Raw genomic sequence first — 16,212 nt, 5'->3', positions numbered from 1 at the left:
TTATCCTTGGACGCACCTTTGGGGCTATCATGCACTTTGCGAGTTCTCCTGCGGGTTCGGTAAACGAAACCCGCCAGAGCCCTTGGGGTTGCCGTTAACGGCAACCCCAATTCCTGTCCTAGCGATCGATCAGCGCTGAAACCCGATGGAAAAACGGATGATGCGGCGTCGAGCCGACTTCGATATCGTGAAAGACGCCTGCTCCGAGTTGCGGGAGGAACTTCTCGAGAACCTTTACGTCCTCGCCATTGCGCACATCGACATGCAGGTGCAGCTTCCCGTCGAAATCGATGCTGACCTTTGCGTCCTTCGGCGCGTGCTCGCGCACCATGGAAAGGACCTTAGCCAGTTCATCCGAAATCCTGGCCGGCTTCTGGCTGGGCAAATGCTCTACCTTCGCGATGTCGCTGTTGCTGTTTTCACTCATGGCTTTGCCACCTCCCCTGCTTGCAAGCAGTCTCGACCCCGTGTTGAATTGGTCGATGATGGTGCAAGGCTGAATTGCCGATGTCCAGCCTCATCGGCAATATGAGAATGCCTCTCAATCGCCGACGGCATCACGCAACACGGCAATCCCGCGCTCGCGCTGCTGGCGCAATTCGCGTTTCAACTGGGCCGGATCGCGCGCCACGACGAAGCCGAAGCTGACGCCGCCTTCCTTGCCGAGCGTTGCGTGGTGAAGCTTGTGCGCCTGCACCAGTCGCTTGGCATAGCCGCGCTTGGGCACCCAGCGAAAATAGCGCTGATGCACAAGCCCATCGTGGATAAGGGTATAGATCACCCCATAGATCAGCACGCCGAGGCCGATCCACGTGCCCGGCTCCCACGCGCTGTCCCCCATCACCAGCGGAGAGCCGACCGCGAACATGCCGATGCTGATCGCCGCACCGACGACGGCATAGAGATCGTTTTTCTCCAGCACGTTGTCATGCGGCTCGTGGTGATCGCGGTGCCAGCCCCAGCCAAAGCCATGCATGATGTACTTGTGGCTGGACCAGGCGACGAATTCCATCGCGGCGACTGTGGCGATGACGGTAAGAATGACGGCAAGCGGCGACATGGCCTGTCTATAGCACCGGTAGCGGCGCACGCCTATCGGGGTTGCAACGGTCCTCTGGGACGGGTCGCCACCGCCTCCACGAACAGTTCCGCCGTCTCGCGCGGACGGCTCAGGAACGGCGAATGCGATGCATCGATGGTAAGCGGCTCCACGCCCAAACGCTGCGCCGCGTGGTCACTGAGCCACTTCGGCGCGGAACGATCCTGCAGACAGCGGATGTAGCTGCGCGGCAGATCCGCCTGCCAGAACCGGGGAACATGGAAGGGCTCCTGAATGAACCCGACCGGCGCCGGAGTAAGTTGCTCGAAAGCCTGGCGCGCCGTGTCTTCGTCGCAATCGTGATAGAAGAACGCCCAAGTCCTGGCGAAATCACTGCAGACCATGTTGCCCTGTCCGTCGACCGTGATGAAATCCATCATCCCGGTGTCGTCGGTCATCAGTTGCGTGCGGCCGTCGTCACCGACGTCATCGGCGGGCCGCCCGCCGCTGGCTTCGATCAGGGGCCTGCCCTCTATGGGCAGCCCTGATGCCAGATAGATGAGATGGCCGATCCGCTCGGGCACGGCGTCGGCGGCCAGCGTGATGTCGTACCCGCCGCCGGAGTGGCCCACCAGAACATCGCCGGGCTCGATCACGTCGACCAGCGCTTGCCGCCGCGTCGCGAGCGTCACCTCGTCATTTACCCGGTCGCCGTGCCCCGGAAGGTCTATGGCAATCGCCGTGTGGCCCAATGCCTCGATTTCGGGAATGATGCGCTCCCAGCACCAAGCGCCGTGAAAACCGCCGTGGACCAGCACGAACCGCATAGCTCTCCCCTATTGTTATCCGGCTTTCAGGCCGGTGTTTCGGAGAGGAGTGTGGATTGGGCGTAAGGGGGAGACAACCGGCAAACAGACGCAGACATGCTCCCACAGGGGGAATGTCATGCCCACGTCTGCATTTTGCCTTCGTGCTCCCCCTCCCTTCGGGTCGCAGCCGGATGGTATCTCCTTCGATCTGCGACTCTTAGTTACAAATCCCGACATATCTGTGACCGCTGAGTCTTCCTTCATTCATGTTCAGAGCAATAAATCTGAATGCACGGATCACCCCGCCCGTATCAACGAAGGATCAAGACCATGCGTACCCTGACCAAGATCATCGCCCCCGCCCTTGCCGCAACGCTCGCCCTCGGTGCGTTCGCCCCCGCCCAGGCTGCGCCGTCGCACGAGAAGAGCCGGTACGAACAGACACGTAATGACCAGCGCGGCCGCTATGCCGACAGCCGCCGGCTAGAGAACCGCTATACCGCTTCGCGCAACGCGCTTATCCGTTCGGATATCAACGATCTGCGCCGTGACATCGACCGGGCGGCTTCCCGCCGGATGATCTCCCAGCGGGAAGCCGCGGGCCTGCGCCGCGATGCCGACCGCATTCAACGGCTTTATGCAAGCTATGCGCGAGGCGGTCTGGACAGCCGCGAATTGCGCACGCTCCAGGCAAGGGTCGACCGGGTTCAGGCAGCGCTTCACAGGGAAGGCAACGACCGCAATGGACACCGCCGTTGACCTGCCAGACCATATAATTGCGTGAAAGGGCGCGCTCGTACCGCTTGAATTGCGGGGCGGGCGCGCCTAATCGCGCGTCTGTTATGACCACAAACCCGCGCACCTTGTACCAGAAGATCTGGGACGCCCATGTCGTCGATACCCGCGACGACGGTACCTGCCTCATCTATATCGACCGGCATATCGTCCACGAAGTGACGAGCCCGCAGGCCTTCGAGGGCCTACGCGTGGCTGGCCGCAAGGTGCGCCGCCCCGACCTTACGATCGCGGTTCCCGACCACAACCTGCCGACCACGGCACGCAAGGACGCGCAAGGCAACATCCTGCCCATCGCCGACCCGCAAAGCGCGACGCAGCTCGCCGCTCTGCGCCAGAACGCGCCAGAATTCGGCATCCGCTACATCGACGCGACCGACCGCGAACAAGGCATCGTCCATGTCGTCGGCCCTGAACAGGGTTTCTCGCTACCCGGCGCGACCATCGTCTGCGGCGATAGCCACACCGCCTGTCACGGCGGCATCGGCGCACTGGCCTTCGGCATCGGCACGACCGAGGTCGAGCACGTGCTGGCGACGCAGACCTTGCTGCTCAAGCAGTCGAAGACCATGGAAGTACGCGTCGAAGGCCAACTCGGCGCCGGCGTGACGCCCAAGGACGTGATCCTGCACATCATCGGCGTGATCGGCACTGCGGGCGGCACCGGCTACGTGATGGAATATCGCGGCAACGTGTTCGAGGAAATGTCGATCGAAGGACGTCTCACCGTGTGTAACATGTCGATCGAGGGCGGCGCCCGCGCCGGCCTCGTCGCGCCCGATCAGAGGACGTTCGACTACGTCCAAGGCCGCCCCTATGCGCCGACCGGCGAGGACTGGGACAAGGCCGTTGCCTGGTGGAAGAGCCTGGCAACCGACGAAGGCGCCAGTTTCGACAAGTCGGTCTCGATCCGCGCGGAGGACATCCAGCCCACCGTGACCTGGGGCACCAGCCCCGAAGACGTGGCCGGCATCGGCGGCGTGGTCCCTGCCCCCGAAGATTTCGCCGATGCGTCCAAGCGCGACGCCGTAAAGGTCAGCCTCGACTACATGGGCCTGACGCCCGGCACCAAGCTGACCGACATCGAGGTCGAGAATATCTTCATCGGTTCGTGCACCAACAGCCGCATCGAGGATATTCGCGCCGCCGCCGAAGTGCTCAAGGGACGCAAGAAGGCCGACAACGTGAAGTGGGCCATCGTCGTGCCCGGCTCCGGCCTCGTGAAGGAACAGGCCGAAGCTGAGGGTCTCGACAAGATCATAACCGATGCCGGTCTGGAATGGCGCGAGCCGGGCTGCTCGGCCTGCCTCGCGATGAACCCGGACAAGGTCCCGCCGGGCGAGCGCTGCGCCTCGACCAGCAACCGCAACTTCACCGGGCGCCAGGGCCCCGGCAGCCGCACCCATCTGATGAGCCCCGCCATGGCCGCTGCGGCAGCCGTGACCGGCAAGCTCACCGACGTACGTGAACTGGTAGGATAACGATCATGGCAGACGTACCTGAAGATTCCTCGCTGGCCGGCAAGGCCGCAATCGCTGCCGGTGCCGCCATCGGCTCTGCTGCCGTTGCCGCCGCCCTGCTCTTCGTGAAGCGCCGCAAGGCCCGCGCCAACGAGGAACAGCCGCCGCACCCCGAACAGGCACCCGAGACCGATTGATGCAACCGATCAACCACGTTGCCGGCCGCGCCATTCCTTTCGGCCGCAAGAACGTCGATACCGACGTCATCATTCCCGCGCACTGGCTCAAGACGATCACGCGCGAAGGCCTCGGCCAGGGCGCCTTCGAAGCCGTGAAGAAGGAACCGGGCAATGTCTTCACCGACCCCGAGTTCGCCGACGCGCCGATTCTGATCGCGGGCGACAACTTCGGTTGCGGGTCGTCGCGCGAGCACGCTGCCTGGGCCCTGCTCGACATGGGCGTGACCTGCGTGATCGCGCCGAGCTTTTCGGACATCTTCTCCGGCAATGCCTTCAAGAACGGCATCCTCACTGTGGCGCTGCCGCAGGAGGCCATCGACCGCCTGATGGAAGTGGCGAAGACCGATCCGATCGACATCGACCTGGAAACGCAGACTGTCACCACGCCGTTTCAGGACCGCTTTACGTTCGACATCGACGCGTTCCGCAAGCATTGCCTCGAGAACGGGCTCGACGAAGTGGGCCTGACGATGGCGCAAGGCGATGCGATCAGCGCGCACGAGGCAAAGGCGAAAGCCGATCTGCCGTTCTTGGTGCGCACCCCGGCGACGGTGAACTGAACCACCCGTCAAAGGGCAATCCGGACCTGAAGCACACGCCCCGCGATAGCGATTGCAGGCTGCCTTCATGCGAATCGGGATTGAACCGGATCAACGCGCGCCTTATCGCGGTTGATTGAAGAAGGGGCCCCAGACCGTCTGGGATCGAATCAGTCGAGGACTTTCGATGACGAGTTTTCAGGACCGCGAACGCGCTGAAGAAGCCAAGTTCGCGCACGATGCCGATACGCAGTTCCGCATTCAGGCCCGCCGCAACCGCCTGGTCGGCGAATGGGCTGCCGAACGCATGAAGCTGTCTCAGGCCGAAACCGAAGCCTATGCCAAGGCCGTGGTTCAGGCCGATTTCGAGGAAGCGGGTGACGAAGACGTGATCCGCAAGCTGCTGGGCGACCTCACCGCCGCCGGCGTCGACACCTCAGAAGCCGAAGTGCGCGCCGCGCTCGAGGCCAAACAGGTCGAAGCGCGCCGCGCTTTCCTCGGCGAAGCCTGAGGCTAATTCGGGCCCGGCGCGTGCCGGGCCTGCCACACTAGATCCGGAGAAGCGCCATGGCGATGCCCGCCAGCGAGATCGAATCCCTTATTCGCGCGGCCCTGCCCGATGCACAGGTATCGATCACCGACCTCGCCGGAGACGGCGACCACTATGCGGCGCATGTCGTCTCGGCAGCCTTTGCCGGCAAGCCGCGCGTAGCCCAGCACAAGATGGTCTACGAAGCACTGGGCGGACGCATGGGCGGCGAACTCCACGCCTTGCAACTCACGACCGCCGTACCCAACTGACGACAGGAACACACAAGAAGGCCCCCTACCCATGTCCGACGTCAACACCCGCATCGGCGAGATTGTAAACAAAAACGACATCGTCCTGTTCATGAAGGGAACCCCGCTGTTCCCGCAGTGCGGCTTTTCCAGCCGCGCCGTCGCGATGCTCGAGCACATGAATGTGCCCTACGAGAGCGTCGACGTGCTGCAGGACATGGATATCCGCCAGGGCATCAAGGTCTATTCCGACTGGCCCACCATCCCGCAGCTCTACGTGAAAGGCGAATTCGTGGGCGGCAGCGACATCATGATGGAAATGTTCGAAGCCGGTGAACTCCACCAGCTGATGACCGATGCCGGAATCGCCGCTCAGGGCTGATCCCGCACACCACCATTTCCGCCATTGCAAAAGCCCGGTCAGCGCAAGCTGTCCGGGCTTTTGCATGCCCGTCGCCCGCGCGTGAAGCCCGAGGAACGATACCGGCGATGTTGAGAGGAAAGCTCGGGGAGGCGGGGCCGGGAGACTGGATCGGCCCCGCCTCAATCGAGACTGCTTTGGGGTACGCCAAAGTATAAGCATGATGCGTGCCAAACTCGATTTTCCTAGGTTTTCCGTGACAATGCTCTCCTCTAGCAGCGCGGCAACTACCTGAATTGTAAAGCAATCCGACAAGACCTTGCCGGTAGCGGCACGACATTTCCGCTTGCCTGCAGGCAGCAGGCAGGCAACAGCCTTCCCATGCCTCTGACCGCCCCTTCCCACCTGCCGATGCCGCCGGAAGCGCCTGCGGTCGTCCCCGCCGCCACTGTCGTGATATTTCGCCATGCTGCCGACGGCGGCGCTCCGGAACTGCTGATGGTGCAGCGATCGCGCGAAATGCGTTTCGCCGGCGGTGCTGCCGTATTCCCCGGCGGACGCGTCGATCACGCCGATCGCGAACTGGCGCGCAAACTCATGCCGGACGAGGCAGAGGAGATCGCCGCTGCCCGTATTGCCGGCATCCGCGAGACCCTGGAAGAGACCGGACTGGTCATCGCGACCCGCGCGCCCGTCAGCGCTGCCGAGGCCGCCACGGCGCGCGACATGCTGCTGGAAACCGGCAAGCTCGCGCCTGTACTCGATCACTATGGCTGGGAGCTCGAACCCGAGGCACTGACGCTCTACGCACACTGGTGCCCGCTGTGGGACAAGGCCTTCGATACGCGCTTCTTCGTGACCGATCTCGGCACCGGGTCGGTCGACATCACGGTGGATGCGACCGAAAACACTCGCCTGTTCTGGGCCAGTGCGGCTGAAGCCCTGGCAATGGCCGAGCGCGGCGAAATCAGCGTAATCTTCCCCACCCACCGCAATCTCGAACGGCTCGCCCAGTTCGCCAGCTACGAAGACGCTCTGGCGAACATCGCCGCCCATCCCGTCTCCCGCGTCCATCCGGGTACGGAGGAGCGCGAGGACGGGGAATGGATCGTCATTCCCGACGGGCACGGTTACCCCGTGCTGGGCCAGTGCAAGACAACGGCCCGCCGGGGCTAGGACTGCCTCGCACTAGGCGGTAGCGGCAGCCGGACCTTCAACCTTGGGGCCAGTCGCGCCATACAGACCAAGCAGAACCGCGATCACGAAGAAGGCCGCAATCGCCACGATGGCGATGTCGTAGCTGCCCGTGGTCGTGAACACGCGTGCGGAGCCGACCACGGCGAGCGCTATGAAGGGTAACCCGATCAGCGTATTCAAACCGAAGCCACGGCTGTAGCTCGCCTGCCCGAAGGTATCCGAAAGACCGCGGCCGAGCGTCGGCACGGCACCGGCGCCATGCATCCCGATCAGACCGACAATGATGGTCGTCACCACGAAGGGCGGATGCTGCAGCAGGACCAGCCAAAGGATCGCGCAGTTGAACCCGATCAGCGCCAGCGAACGGCCACCACCCAGCTTGTCCGCAACCCAGCCGAAGAGCACCGAGCCGGCGATGCCGACGAGCGACATGATCGACTGCATCAGCGCTGCGTCGGGACGGCTGAAGCCCCAGGACAGCCCCATCGGCACCAGCAGCGAGCCCAGCAGGACCGAACTCGTCATGCTCGCGATGGCAGCAAGGCACAGCGCCCAGAAGCGCGGACGGGCGAGCAACTGGCCGATGGAGAATGACCCGTCAGCCGTGCGCTTGTCTTCCGGCTCCGGCGCAACCGTTTCCGCGCTGGGCGGATGGTCCACGGTCAGCATGATGAGCGGCAGCATGAGGATCGCCGAGATCGTGCCGATAGCCGCATAGATTGTTGTCGGCGCATAGCTGCCCAGCGCCCTGTCGAGCGCCCACGGTACGATGGCGATGACGATCGGCAGGTGCACGATGCCCAGTGCCAATCCCCGGTTGCTATGGAACCATCGCGTGACCAGCGTCGCCGGACCGATCGAACCGGCCAGCGTCATCGCCGGTCCGAAGCACAGGCCATAGGCGATCAGGTAGAAGGCATAGCTGTTGGTCGTTGCGAGAACGAAGTATCCGCCAACAGTGAGCAAGCCGCCCAGCAGCAGCAGCAGCCGCAAGGAAAAGCGCGCAATCAGCACCCCGACGAAGGGCGCCAGGATCGAGGAGCCCACCAGCACCAGCGGAATGCCGACGGCGGCCTCCTCGGCGTTCACGCCCAGCCGTTGCTCGACCGAGGCCAGCATGAGGCCGAATGAGCCCATGACGGTGCCAATGACGACATTGTGCGAGACACCGGCGATAACGCCCATGCGCACAGCAAGTGGATGGTTCGGAGCGTCCCCGGCTGGGGATAGGGAATGGGCCAAGTCTGTCTCTCCCGATACGGTTCGGCACACCGGTCTTTTTCGCCGGTTGTATACGAAAGGCAGAACTTGATGCCGAAAGTGCTGCTTGGCCAGCGCTAATTTGCATAGCTGAACAGATATTCGCTGCAGCGACTTTTCGTATCGGATCTTGCGGATGAGGAATTGCGGGCCTGTCAGCGCCCCTGAAGGCTATGTCGCGTGGGCCGAGACGATGTGATCGACGATCGGACCGTAAATCGGGCGATCGAACTCGACACCGGCGAGATCGCGGCTCACCCAGCGCACGACGCCCGCCATGCTCTCCATGCCCTGCGGTCGCAGGACGATGCGCGTGCCGACACGAAAATAGATGCCGCGCATGCGCAGGCAGCACCCTTCGGCCGAAATGTCGGAGATCTCGCCATTGTCACGCAGGCCGCCTTGCGTGCGGCATTGCGCGGCCAAAAGCACCGGCCGCCGGACGGAACGTCGGGGGAGCATGGAGCGAGTCATGAGTCAGGATATGACCGAAACTGGTTTATCAAGCCTTAAAACCCCAAACGGATACAAAGTGCCAGATTGAAACAATTAGCTAATACCTAGGTACTGACCGGTATTTCCGCAGGTTCTCGCACTTGCAAAAAAGTTTACGCAGTTGCACTATACGAGCATCTACCTGCACCTCTAGCCAGGAACATTTACCGTGTTCCATCTGCAAACGTTAAGTCCGTTAGGCGTCCTCGTGCTGGTCGGCATGGTGGCTGTTGCCCTCGGCATCCTCGTCTGGTCGCTGATCGAGCGCAGCAGAAAGCGCCGCCGCCGCGCACGTGCACGGCGCAGAGGCCGCGCATTCGCGTCCTATTCGCGATTCTGGAACCAGGTAATGCTTCGCAAGACCAGCGGCCGGTTGACCGACCAGCGGCAGAACGAGGACTGACTCGCCCTCAGCCAGCGGGCTGCAACATCACCGACCGTAACTTCGCCAGATCCGCATCGGTGAAGCCCAGAACCTGCTTCATGTAACCGGCCGACCCGCCATAGGTCGCATCCAGATATGTGAAGAACTGCGCCAGATGCGATTCCCCGCTCGGTGTATACAGCGGCTTGGCTTTGGTATCCTTGTCGGCGTATTCCTTGGCATAGTGCTGCGCGATGGGATTGTTGGGGTAATCCGCCGCGTCGAACCGCGGCATTTCCCAATAGGGGCGGCGCAGGTCGGTCGAGAGGTGATAGTCTGCCAGGATCGTCTCGCGATCGACGCCGAGCATGTCGTAAAGCAGCGCGGTGGCCACACCGGTGCGGTCCTGACCGGCCGAGCAGTGATAGAGAACCGCGCCTTCATCGTCCCCATCGCCTTCGGCCATGATGCGGCGGTAGAGCGAGCGGTACTGCGGCGCGAGGAGCTTCTCCATTCCTTCGTAGATGTGCTCTCCCTTGCGCGCCATCATCGGCCCCATCAGCGCTTTCATGCTATAGTCGTTGGAGACGAACAGCGCGCCTTCGCGGTCATCGATGGTGTCGGGATTGATCTGGCGCTCTTCCAGCGAACGCAGGTCGACGACGGTGCCGATATCGAGCTGATCGACCAGAGCAAGGTCCGCGTCGGTCAACAGCGGCTGGGCGCCGGACCGGTACACCTTGCCCCAGCGCACGACTTCGCCATCCTTCGTCACATAGCCACCGATGTCGCGAAAGTTGCTGCCCTGCTGCAGTGGCAGGACACGCTCTGCCACCACATGGACGTTTCCGTCCGCGCCCTGCAGCAGCAGATACGCGCGCTTTCCTTCGGGCAGATCAACCGCCAGCTTCTCGGCCTTGGTCGCTTTCGCGACCAGATTGTCGGACGAATCGAGATTCGTATCGGTGCTGAGCCAGACCGATACCGGCGCGTCATCACCACGGTCGAGTTCGACCTGCCCGGCATCGAGCCGCGTCACCGTCGCCAGTTCGGCCTCCGCACTCGACGCGGTGAAGACGAAAAGGGCGAGGACTCCGGAAAGGGCGGTGCGGGTGCGCATCGGTCTGTGTTCTCCCATCGGCATCTCGACCCTGCCAGACGGGCCCGTGCAATCGGCAGCCTGTCTAGCGGCCCACCTTTACGCTGGCGAGACTCCCCGCGCGCTTGCCGCCGCCGCGATCTCCATGGGAATGCGAAGCCTGATCAGCCTTCGGCGGGTCTACGCGCATACCAGCCGAAGGTGGCGATCACGGCGTAGCACAGGGCAGGTAGCGCCATGGCCATGGCCAGACTGCCCGAAAGGTCGGCAATGTGCCCCGTCAGTGGCGGCACCACAGCGCCGCCCGCAATCATCACGCAGATCACGCCGGACCCATCCGCCGCCCGCTTGCCGAGCCCTTCGCAGGCGAGGCTGAAGATGGTCGGAAACATGATCGAGTTCATCAGGCCGATAGCGAGATAGCTGTAGCCCGAAACCGCGCCGGAGGTATGCGTTGAAATCGCCAGCAGCGCGATCGCGCCAAGGGCGTTGAAGGCCAGAACCTTGCCCGGACTGACGAAGCGCAGCACGGCCGATCCGATAAGACGCCCGATCAAGGCCCCGCCCCAGTAGAGCGGGATCATCTTGCCCGCGTCCTGCTCGTTCAGCCCCAGAACGCGCGACTGCTCCAGATAGTTGACGATGAGAGAGCCCAGCGCGACTTCCGCCCCGACATAAAGGAACAGACTGATCGCGCCGAAGCCGAAACGGGCCCGTCCCAGCAGGTCGAAACTGCGCAGGATCGAACCGTCGCCATGGTTCTCGCCCTTCAGCCGGTTGCGGTTGAACCAGACGGCGGCAGCAATGACCAGCAGCGCCGCCGCCAGCCCGAGATAGGAATGCACCACCGCGCGCGTCTCTGCCACGCGGTAGGCATCGAGCGCAGAACCGGTCAGCGTCGATGCATCGATCTTGGCCAGACTGCCGAGCATGACCACGGCGCCGAAATAGGGAAACGCAGTCGTGCCCAGCGAATTGAAGGCCTGCGCGAAAGTCAGCCGGCTATGCGCGGTGCGCGGCGGCCCCAGCAGCGAAATCAGCGGATTGGCGACCACCTGCACGATGGTGATCCCGCTCGCGAGGATCAGCAGGGCAAAGAGGAACACAGCGAACTTCGCGCTCGAGGAGGCCGGAATGAACAGCAGACACCCCGCCATCATCGTCACCAGCCCGAAGGCGGCCCCGCGCATGTAGCCCACTTTCTTCACCAGCCACGCCCCGGGAATCGAGATGGCGAAATAGGCGAAGAAGAAGGCGGACTGCACCGACAGCGCCTGCATGTAGTTGAGCGTAAACAGGTCCTTCAGCTTGGGAATGATCACGTCGTTGAGCGAAGTGATGCCGCCGAAGATGAAGAACAGCGCGAAGACGAACCATTGAAGGCCGGGTGCGTTGACGTGCTGGCCGGCGGTTTCCTCGCCGAAGTCGGGATCGGTGGTGCTCGTCGTATCTATCGTGACGGCCATGGCCGTGCCCCTCCCCGCGACATTCCTGCTTTCTGGAAGGCTGCTTTTGCGAGGATCGGCAGCGCTGCGCAAGCCTGTCGAAACAGCCGGTTATACGTATGCACAGAAAGCAGGCGGGGGCTTTAGCCTGCGAAAAGATCGGCGTACTTTTCGCGCAGCAGCTTCTTCTGGATCTTGCCCATCGTGTTGCGTGGCAACGATTCCATCGTGAGGATCGTCTTGGGCACCTTGAAGGCTGCCAGATCCTTGCGCAGCTCCTCACGCACGGCGTCGGCATCGAAGGCTCCGACAGGCTGAACCACCGCAACCACGGCCTCGCCGAAGTCGGGATGCGGCACACCGATCACCGCGGCCTCGCCCACGTCCTCGCGGTCGTCGAGCAGCGCTTCCACTTCGGCGGGATAGACATTGAGCCCGCCCGAGATGATCAGGTCCTTCTCGCGCCCGACAAGCTGGACATAGCCATCGGCATCGATGAAACCCATGTCCCCGGTGATGAAATAACCGTCGGGGCGGAACTCGGCGGCGGTCTTTTCCGGCATTTGCCAATAGCCCTTGAAGACATTGGGCCCTTTGACCTCGACAATGCCGACTTCGCCCTGCGGCAGGACCTTTCCCGTCTCGAACTCGGCGATGCGCAGCGAGACGCCCGGCAGCGGCGGCCCGACGAAGCCGGCCCGCCGCTCGCCGTCATAGGGGTTGGACGTCAGCATCCCGGTCTCTGTCATGCCGTAGCGTTCTAGCACGCGGTGCCCGCTGCGCTGTTCGAAGGCGCGATGGATGTCGGCTGAAAGCGGCGCCGAGCCGGAAATGAACAACCGCATGTTGGCGGCGCTTTCGCGGGTAAAAGCGGGATCGCCCAACAGGCGGATGTAGAACGTCGGCACGCCCATCAGCACCGTGCTGTCTGCCATCAGCTCGATCACGCGGCCGCTCTCGAACCTGGGCAGAAATACCATCGATGCGCCGGAAAACAGCACACAGTGCACGGCGATGAATAGGCCGTGGACATGAAAGATCGGCAGGGCGTGGATCAGCCTGTCTTGCGGCGTGAAGCGCCAGAAATCGACCAGCATCTCGCCATTGGACGCCAGATTGGCCTGCGTGAGCATCGCGCCCTTGGGCTTGCCCGTCGTGCCGGAGGTATAGAGGATCGCCGCGACATCGTCGCTCGCGCGCGAAACCGGCGGCGCTTCGGCTTCGGGCAGATCGGCAAGGAGCTGCGCCAGCGTCGTGACCTGCATTGTCCCGCCGCCGATCCGCCCGAACAGATCGACCGACTGGTCGCGGCAGACAGCCAGCACCGGCGTTGCATCGGTCGCGAAGTAATCCAGTTCGCTTTCGGTGTAGTCGATATTGAGCGGCAGGTAGATCGCACCGGCCCGGATCGTCGCGAAATAGAGGATCAGCGTCTCGACGCTCTTGTCCGTCTGCACCAGCACACGCTCGCCTGCCGCGACGCCCAGCGTCTGCAGCCGGCCCGCCAACCGCCCGGCCATCGCCGCGATCTCGCCGTAGGTCCAGGTCCGTGTACCTTCCTCGACGAGGACACTGCCGCTGAAGCGTTCGAAGCTCTGCGCAAAGCGTGAATAGAGGTCCCCTGACACTGATCGCTTCTCCCGAAATGCTGTCTTAGCCCTGCCGACAGGTCGTTAAGAGATTTCGGCTCGGGCGGCAAACCGCCGCGCGAGCAGAAAAGAAGCTCGACCAACGTCCAGACCTGCAAAATCGCAGGAAACTTGCCGCTTTGCATTGCGTTTAGTGGACTCGAGCCCTAATCAGAGTTCACTGCTCGGGTACGTTTGGGTTTTGCCCAATCGTCTCTCGTGAGGACGAAGCCAGACAGAACATGGCCGCCCCTGCGATTGTTCCGGTGCAGTTGTTAACGGGAGAGAACACAATGATGAAGCCAGCCATTGCCGCGATCGCGGCACTGACCGCCTGCGCGGGATTCGTTCCGGCACAAGCGCGGGATACGCAAACGACGGCAATCCAATACAACGATCTGGACCTGCAGGAGCCAAGCCAGGTGGCGGAACTCGACCGTCGTCTGAACGAAGCCGTCAACACGCTTTGCAGCAAGGCCGAAAAGCCGAGCATCGAAGCCTTTCATGATCGGCAACGCTGCCTCAACCAGGCCCGCAACTCGGCAGAGAAAGGGCGCGAACTCGCCATGGCGGAACAACGCCGCGGCAGCGTCAATTTCGAAACCAACGCGTTCTGAGATTGCGTGACCTCCGGCTCCCGTGATGCGCCAGAAAAGCGCCGCCACGGGAGCTTGGATTTTCACTGCCGAGCCGCAAGCCTTTGAGCTGAAAGCCTTTACGTGCGCGAGCGCGGCTGGGGCAGCGTGATCAACATCTCCAGCGGCCGCGCGCAACCGACCCCGACGGCAGCAGCCTATTGCGCCGCCAAGGCCGCCCTCAACAACTTTTCAGTCAAGCTCTCCGCCGAACTGGCCCGCACCGGCGTGACCGCAAACACCGTCAGTCGGGCTGCACGCGCACCGAAGGCTTCGAGAACCGCACGTTGACGCAGATGGCGGGACGCTTCGAATGATCCAACGAGATGGACGAACGCAAAGCGCAGTTCATGGCGCTGGACCAATTGCACTACGACCAAGTCAGGCCGCCCGGAAGACATCGGCGGGCTCGTCGCTTTTCTCGCGAGCCCGCGCCCGGCTTTCGCGAACGGCGCTAACTACCGCATCGACGGCGGGCAGGTCCAATCGGTACATTGGAGCCGCCCGGGCGACCGGGCGGCTCCAAGAGGTTTGAAGTCCGTTAGACGGCCTCGTTCTTCCGGATGGCCTCAGCCGATCCCAGCCCCGGATGCGGGGACGCGCCGCCCAGCTTTTCACGGACGCCCTGCTCGACCTTATTGCCGGTTTCCTCGTCGATCTGACGCCAGTACTCGAAGGCCCGCTGCAGCACCTTCTCGCTGACCCCGTCGCAAAGGTGACCGACGATATTGTTGACGAGGCGATCGCGCGCCGCGTCGTCCATGACATCGCGAATGAGGGCGCGCGGCTGGCTGAAGTCATCGTCGTCTTCGCGCAAAGTGTAAGCCTCGCGCACCATGTCGCCATCCGCGTACCACAGTCCGGCTTCGCCGCCCGGATCGGGCTGCGCGGCAGGACCGCCATAGGAGTTGGGCGCATATACCGGATCGGTCGCGTTCTCGGTCCGCATGGCGCCGTCCTTGCTGTAGCTGTGCACCGGACAGACCGGCTTGTTCACCGGGATGTGCCTGTAATTGACGCCGAGACGCGCGCGGTGCGCATCCGAATAGGAAAATCCGCGGGCCAACAGCATCTTGTCGGGCGAAAGGCCGATGCCGGGGACCATGTTGTTGGGCTCGAACGCGGCCTGCTCGATCTCGGTATGGAAATCGGTCGGATTGCGCGTGAGCGTCATCTTGCCCACTTCGATCAACGGATAGTCTTCATGCGGCCAGACTTTGGTCAGGTCGAACGGGTTGATGCGGTAGGTCTTGGCATCCTCGTAGGGCATGATCTGCCACTTCAGGGTCCAGCTCGGGAAGTTGCCTTCCTTGATCGCGTTGAACAGGTCCCGCCGGTGGTAGTCGCTGTCCGCGCCGGCCATCTTGTCGGCCTCTTCCTGGGTGAAGAAGTCGTTGCCGAGATCGGTCTTGAAGTGGAACTTGACCCAGAACTTCTCGCCCTGCGCGTTGATCAGCATGTAGGTGTGGCTGGAGTAGCCATTCATCATGCGCCAGCTCTTGGGGATGCCGCGATCGCCCATCAGCCAGGTGACCTGGTGCGCGCTTTCCGGTGAGAGCGTCCAGAAATCCCACTGCATGTCATGGTCGCGCAGGCCGTTGTCCTGCCGGCGCTTCTGCGAGCGAATGAAGTGCTGGAACTTCATCGGATCGCGAATGAAGAACACCGGGGTGTTGTTGCCGACCATGTCGAAGTTCCCGTCCTCGGTATAGAACTTCAACGCAAAGCCGCGCGGATCGCGCCACGTGTCGGGGCTCCCCCGTTCGCCGGCCACGGTTGAGAAGCGCGCGATCATGTCGGTCTTCTTGCCGGGCTGGAACATCTTGGCCTTGGTGTAGCTGCTCACATCGTTGGTCACTTCGAAATGACCGAAAGCACCGCTGCCCTTGGCATGGGGCTGGCGCTCGGGGATGCGCTCGCGGTTGAAGTTGGCCATCTGCTCGATGAGGTAGTGATCGTGGAGGACGATCGGACCGTCGCGGCCGACCGTGAGCGAATGCTCGTCGCTCGGCGCGCGAATTCCGGCATCGGTGGTCGTCGGTGGGACAGTCTTGTCGGTGGTCATGA

Annotated in this window: 20 protein-coding genes; 11 read left to right on the top strand and 9 right to left on the bottom strand. The window is 62.9% G+C overall.

Annotated features, from left to right (window positions below):
* Positions 1-118: 118 nt before the first annotated feature.
* The 3 genes from IEX64_RS12305 to IEX64_RS12295 all read right to left on the bottom strand — a co-directional run bounded on the left by IEX64_RS12305 (position 119) and on the right by IEX64_RS12295 (position 1,866).
* Entirely contained in the window at positions 119-427 is a 309-nt protein-coding gene (locus IEX64_RS12305; protein WP_229710218.1) for a hypothetical protein, read from the bottom strand.
* A gap of 114 nt (positions 428-541) precedes the next feature.
* Positions 542-1,060: a sterol desaturase family protein gene (locus tag IEX64_RS12300; RefSeq protein WP_188819963.1), complete on the bottom strand. Its 519-nt coding sequence runs from the start codon at positions 1,058-1,060 to the stop codon at positions 542-544.
* 32 nt (positions 1,061-1,092) lie between these two features.
* On the bottom strand, positions 1,093-1,866 hold the full coding sequence (locus IEX64_RS12295) for an alpha/beta fold hydrolase (protein ID WP_188819962.1): 774 nt from the start codon (positions 1,864-1,866) through the stop codon (positions 1,093-1,095).
* A 312-nt stretch (positions 1,867-2,178) separates the two neighbouring features.
* On the opposite strand from IEX64_RS12295, the gene IEX64_RS12290 reads away from it, so the two are divergent.
* The 8 genes from IEX64_RS12290 (at position 2,179) to IEX64_RS12255 (ending at position 7,198) form a co-directional block, all read left to right on the top strand.
* Entirely contained in the window at positions 2,179-2,607 is a 429-nt protein-coding gene (locus tag IEX64_RS12290; protein WP_188819961.1) for a hypothetical protein, read from the top strand.
* Positions 2,608-2,690: 83 nt separating this feature from the next.
* Positions 2,691-4,124 (top strand): 3-isopropylmalate dehydratase large subunit, encoded by a 1,434-nt coding sequence (gene leuC, locus IEX64_RS12285; RefSeq protein WP_188819960.1) that lies wholly within the window; start codon positions 2,691-2,693, stop codon positions 4,122-4,124.
* Positions 4,125-4,129: 5 nt separating this feature from the next.
* Positions 4,130-4,300, top strand: a complete 171-nt coding sequence (locus IEX64_RS12280) for a hypothetical protein (RefSeq protein WP_188819959.1) — start codon at positions 4,130-4,132, stop codon at positions 4,298-4,300.
* Positions 4,300-4,902, top strand: coding sequence for a 3-isopropylmalate dehydratase small subunit (gene leuD, locus IEX64_RS12275; RefSeq protein WP_188819958.1), 603 nt, complete (start codon positions 4,300-4,302; stop codon positions 4,900-4,902). The genes IEX64_RS12280 and leuD overlap by 1 nt, the downstream gene beginning before the upstream one ends.
* Positions 4,903-5,068: 166 nt before the next feature.
* Positions 5,069-5,392, top strand: coding sequence for a DUF1476 domain-containing protein (locus tag IEX64_RS12270; protein ID WP_188819957.1), 324 nt, complete (start codon positions 5,069-5,071; stop codon positions 5,390-5,392).
* Positions 5,393-5,448: 56 nt separating this feature from the next.
* A complete protein-coding gene (locus tag IEX64_RS12265) occupies positions 5,449-5,682 on the top strand; it encodes a BolA family protein (protein ID WP_039281238.1) in 234 nt (77 codons plus the stop codon).
* A gap of 31 nt (positions 5,683-5,713) precedes the next feature.
* Positions 5,714-6,043 (top strand): Grx4 family monothiol glutaredoxin, encoded by a 330-nt coding sequence (gene grxD / locus IEX64_RS12260; protein WP_188819956.1) that lies wholly within the window; start codon positions 5,714-5,716, stop codon positions 6,041-6,043.
* A 360-nt stretch (positions 6,044-6,403) separates the two neighbouring features.
* A complete protein-coding gene (locus IEX64_RS12255) occupies positions 6,404-7,198 on the top strand; it encodes an NUDIX hydrolase (protein WP_188819955.1) in 795 nt (264 codons plus the stop codon).
* A 12-nt stretch (positions 7,199-7,210) separates the two neighbouring features.
* On the opposite strand, the gene IEX64_RS12250 is transcribed toward IEX64_RS12255, so the two are convergent.
* Positions 7,211-8,461: an MFS transporter gene (locus tag IEX64_RS12250; protein ID WP_229710217.1), complete on the bottom strand. Its 1,251-nt coding sequence runs from the start codon at positions 8,459-8,461 to the stop codon at positions 7,211-7,213.
* Between the two features lie 189 nt (positions 8,462-8,650).
* Positions 8,651-8,941 (bottom strand): PilZ domain-containing protein, encoded by a 291-nt coding sequence (locus IEX64_RS12245; protein WP_229710216.1) that lies wholly within the window; start codon positions 8,939-8,941, stop codon positions 8,651-8,653.
* A gap of 202 nt (positions 8,942-9,143) precedes the next feature.
* On the opposite strand from IEX64_RS12245, the gene IEX64_RS12240 reads away from it, so the two are divergent.
* Entirely contained in the window at positions 9,144-9,377 is a 234-nt protein-coding gene (locus IEX64_RS12240) for a hypothetical protein (RefSeq protein ID WP_188819953.1), read from the top strand.
* Positions 9,378-9,384: 7 nt separating this feature from the next.
* Here the strand turns inward: IEX64_RS12240 and IEX64_RS12235 are convergent, their stop codons facing one another.
* From IEX64_RS12235 to IEX64_RS12225, 3 genes are all read right to left on the bottom strand, one after another.
* The gene (locus IEX64_RS12235) at positions 9,385-10,458 is read right to left on the bottom strand and encodes a tyrosine-protein phosphatase (protein WP_188819952.1); all 1,074 of its coding nucleotides are present in this window, start codon (positions 10,456-10,458) and stop codon (positions 9,385-9,387) included.
* Positions 10,459-10,601: 143 nt separating this feature from the next.
* Entirely contained in the window at positions 10,602-11,903 is a 1,302-nt protein-coding gene (locus IEX64_RS12230; protein WP_188819951.1) for a sugar MFS transporter, read from the bottom strand.
* A 122-nt stretch (positions 11,904-12,025) separates the two neighbouring features.
* Positions 12,026-13,510: an AMP-binding protein gene (locus tag IEX64_RS12225; RefSeq protein ID WP_188819950.1), complete on the bottom strand. Its 1,485-nt coding sequence runs from the start codon at positions 13,508-13,510 to the stop codon at positions 12,026-12,028.
* Positions 13,511-13,752: 242 nt separating this feature from the next.
* Between IEX64_RS12225 and IEX64_RS12220 the strand changes: the two genes are divergently transcribed.
* Together IEX64_RS12220 and IEX64_RS12215 are read left to right on the top strand one after the other, a co-directional pair.
* The gene (locus IEX64_RS12220) at positions 13,753-14,127 is read left to right on the top strand and encodes a UrcA family protein (protein WP_188819949.1); all 375 of its coding nucleotides are present in this window, start codon (positions 13,753-13,755) and stop codon (positions 14,125-14,127) included.
* 102 nt (positions 14,128-14,229) lie between these two features.
* Entirely contained in the window at positions 14,230-14,436 is a 207-nt protein-coding gene (locus IEX64_RS12215) for an SDR family NAD(P)-dependent oxidoreductase (protein WP_188819948.1), read from the top strand.
* Between the two features lie 250 nt (positions 14,437-14,686).
* On the opposite strand, the gene IEX64_RS12210 is transcribed toward IEX64_RS12215, so the two are convergent.
* On the bottom strand, positions 14,687-16,210 hold the full coding sequence (locus IEX64_RS12210) for a catalase (RefSeq protein ID WP_188819947.1): 1,524 nt from the start codon (positions 16,208-16,210) through the stop codon (positions 14,687-14,689).
* Between the last annotated feature and the right edge of the window lie 2 nt (positions 16,211-16,212).

This window comes from Novosphingobium indicum, from assembly GCF_014645195.1.
Lineage (GTDB): Bacteria > Pseudomonadota > Alphaproteobacteria > Sphingomonadales > Sphingomonadaceae > Novosphingobium > Novosphingobium indicum.
The sequence above is the reverse complement of the archived record's forward strand: the minus strand, read 5'-3'. Positions and strand labels throughout refer to the sequence as shown.

What these genes read in the sequence shown, in the direction of transcription:
- IEX64_RS12305 (WP_229710218.1), bottom strand. Translation starts at nt 427, where the DNA reads ATGAGTGAAAACAGCAACAGCGACATCGCGAAGGTAGAGCATTTGCCC.
- IEX64_RS12300 (WP_188819963.1), bottom strand. Translation starts at nt 1,060, where the DNA reads ATGTCGCCGCTTGCCGTCATTCTTACCGTCATCGCCACAGTCGCCGCG.
- IEX64_RS12295 (WP_188819962.1), bottom strand. Translation starts at nt 1,866, where the DNA reads ATGCGGTTCGTGCTGGTCCACGGCGGTTTTCACGGCGCTTGGTGCTGG.
- IEX64_RS12290 (WP_188819961.1), top strand. Translation starts at nt 2,179, where the DNA reads ATGCGTACCCTGACCAAGATCATCGCCCCCGCCCTTGCCGCAACGCTC.
- leuC (WP_188819960.1), top strand. Translation starts at nt 2,691, where the DNA reads ATGACCACAAACCCGCGCACCTTGTACCAGAAGATCTGGGACGCCCAT.
- IEX64_RS12280 (WP_188819959.1), top strand. Translation starts at nt 4,130, where the DNA reads ATGGCAGACGTACCTGAAGATTCCTCGCTGGCCGGCAAGGCCGCAATC.
- leuD (WP_188819958.1), top strand. Translation starts at nt 4,300, where the DNA reads ATGCAACCGATCAACCACGTTGCCGGCCGCGCCATTCCTTTCGGCCGC.
- IEX64_RS12270 (WP_188819957.1), top strand. Translation starts at nt 5,069, where the DNA reads ATGACGAGTTTTCAGGACCGCGAACGCGCTGAAGAAGCCAAGTTCGCG.
- IEX64_RS12265 (WP_039281238.1), top strand. Translation starts at nt 5,449, where the DNA reads ATGGCGATGCCCGCCAGCGAGATCGAATCCCTTATTCGCGCGGCCCTG.
- grxD (WP_188819956.1), top strand. Translation starts at nt 5,714, where the DNA reads ATGTCCGACGTCAACACCCGCATCGGCGAGATTGTAAACAAAAACGAC.
- IEX64_RS12255 (WP_188819955.1), top strand. Translation starts at nt 6,404, where the DNA reads ATGCCTCTGACCGCCCCTTCCCACCTGCCGATGCCGCCGGAAGCGCCT.
- IEX64_RS12245 (WP_229710216.1), bottom strand. Translation starts at nt 8,941, where the DNA reads ATGCTCCCCCGACGTTCCGTCCGGCGGCCGGTGCTTTTGGCCGCGCAA.
- IEX64_RS12235 (WP_188819952.1), bottom strand. Translation starts at nt 10,458, where the DNA reads ATGCGCACCCGCACCGCCCTTTCCGGAGTCCTCGCCCTTTTCGTCTTC.
- IEX64_RS12230 (WP_188819951.1), bottom strand. Translation starts at nt 11,903, where the DNA reads ATGGCCGTCACGATAGATACGACGAGCACCACCGATCCCGACTTCGGC.
- IEX64_RS12220 (WP_188819949.1), top strand. Translation starts at nt 13,753, where the DNA reads ATGGCCGCCCCTGCGATTGTTCCGGTGCAGTTGTTAACGGGAGAGAAC.
- IEX64_RS12210 (WP_188819947.1), bottom strand. Translation starts at nt 16,210, where the DNA reads ATGACCACCGACAAGACTGTCCCACCGACGACCACCGATGCCGGAATT.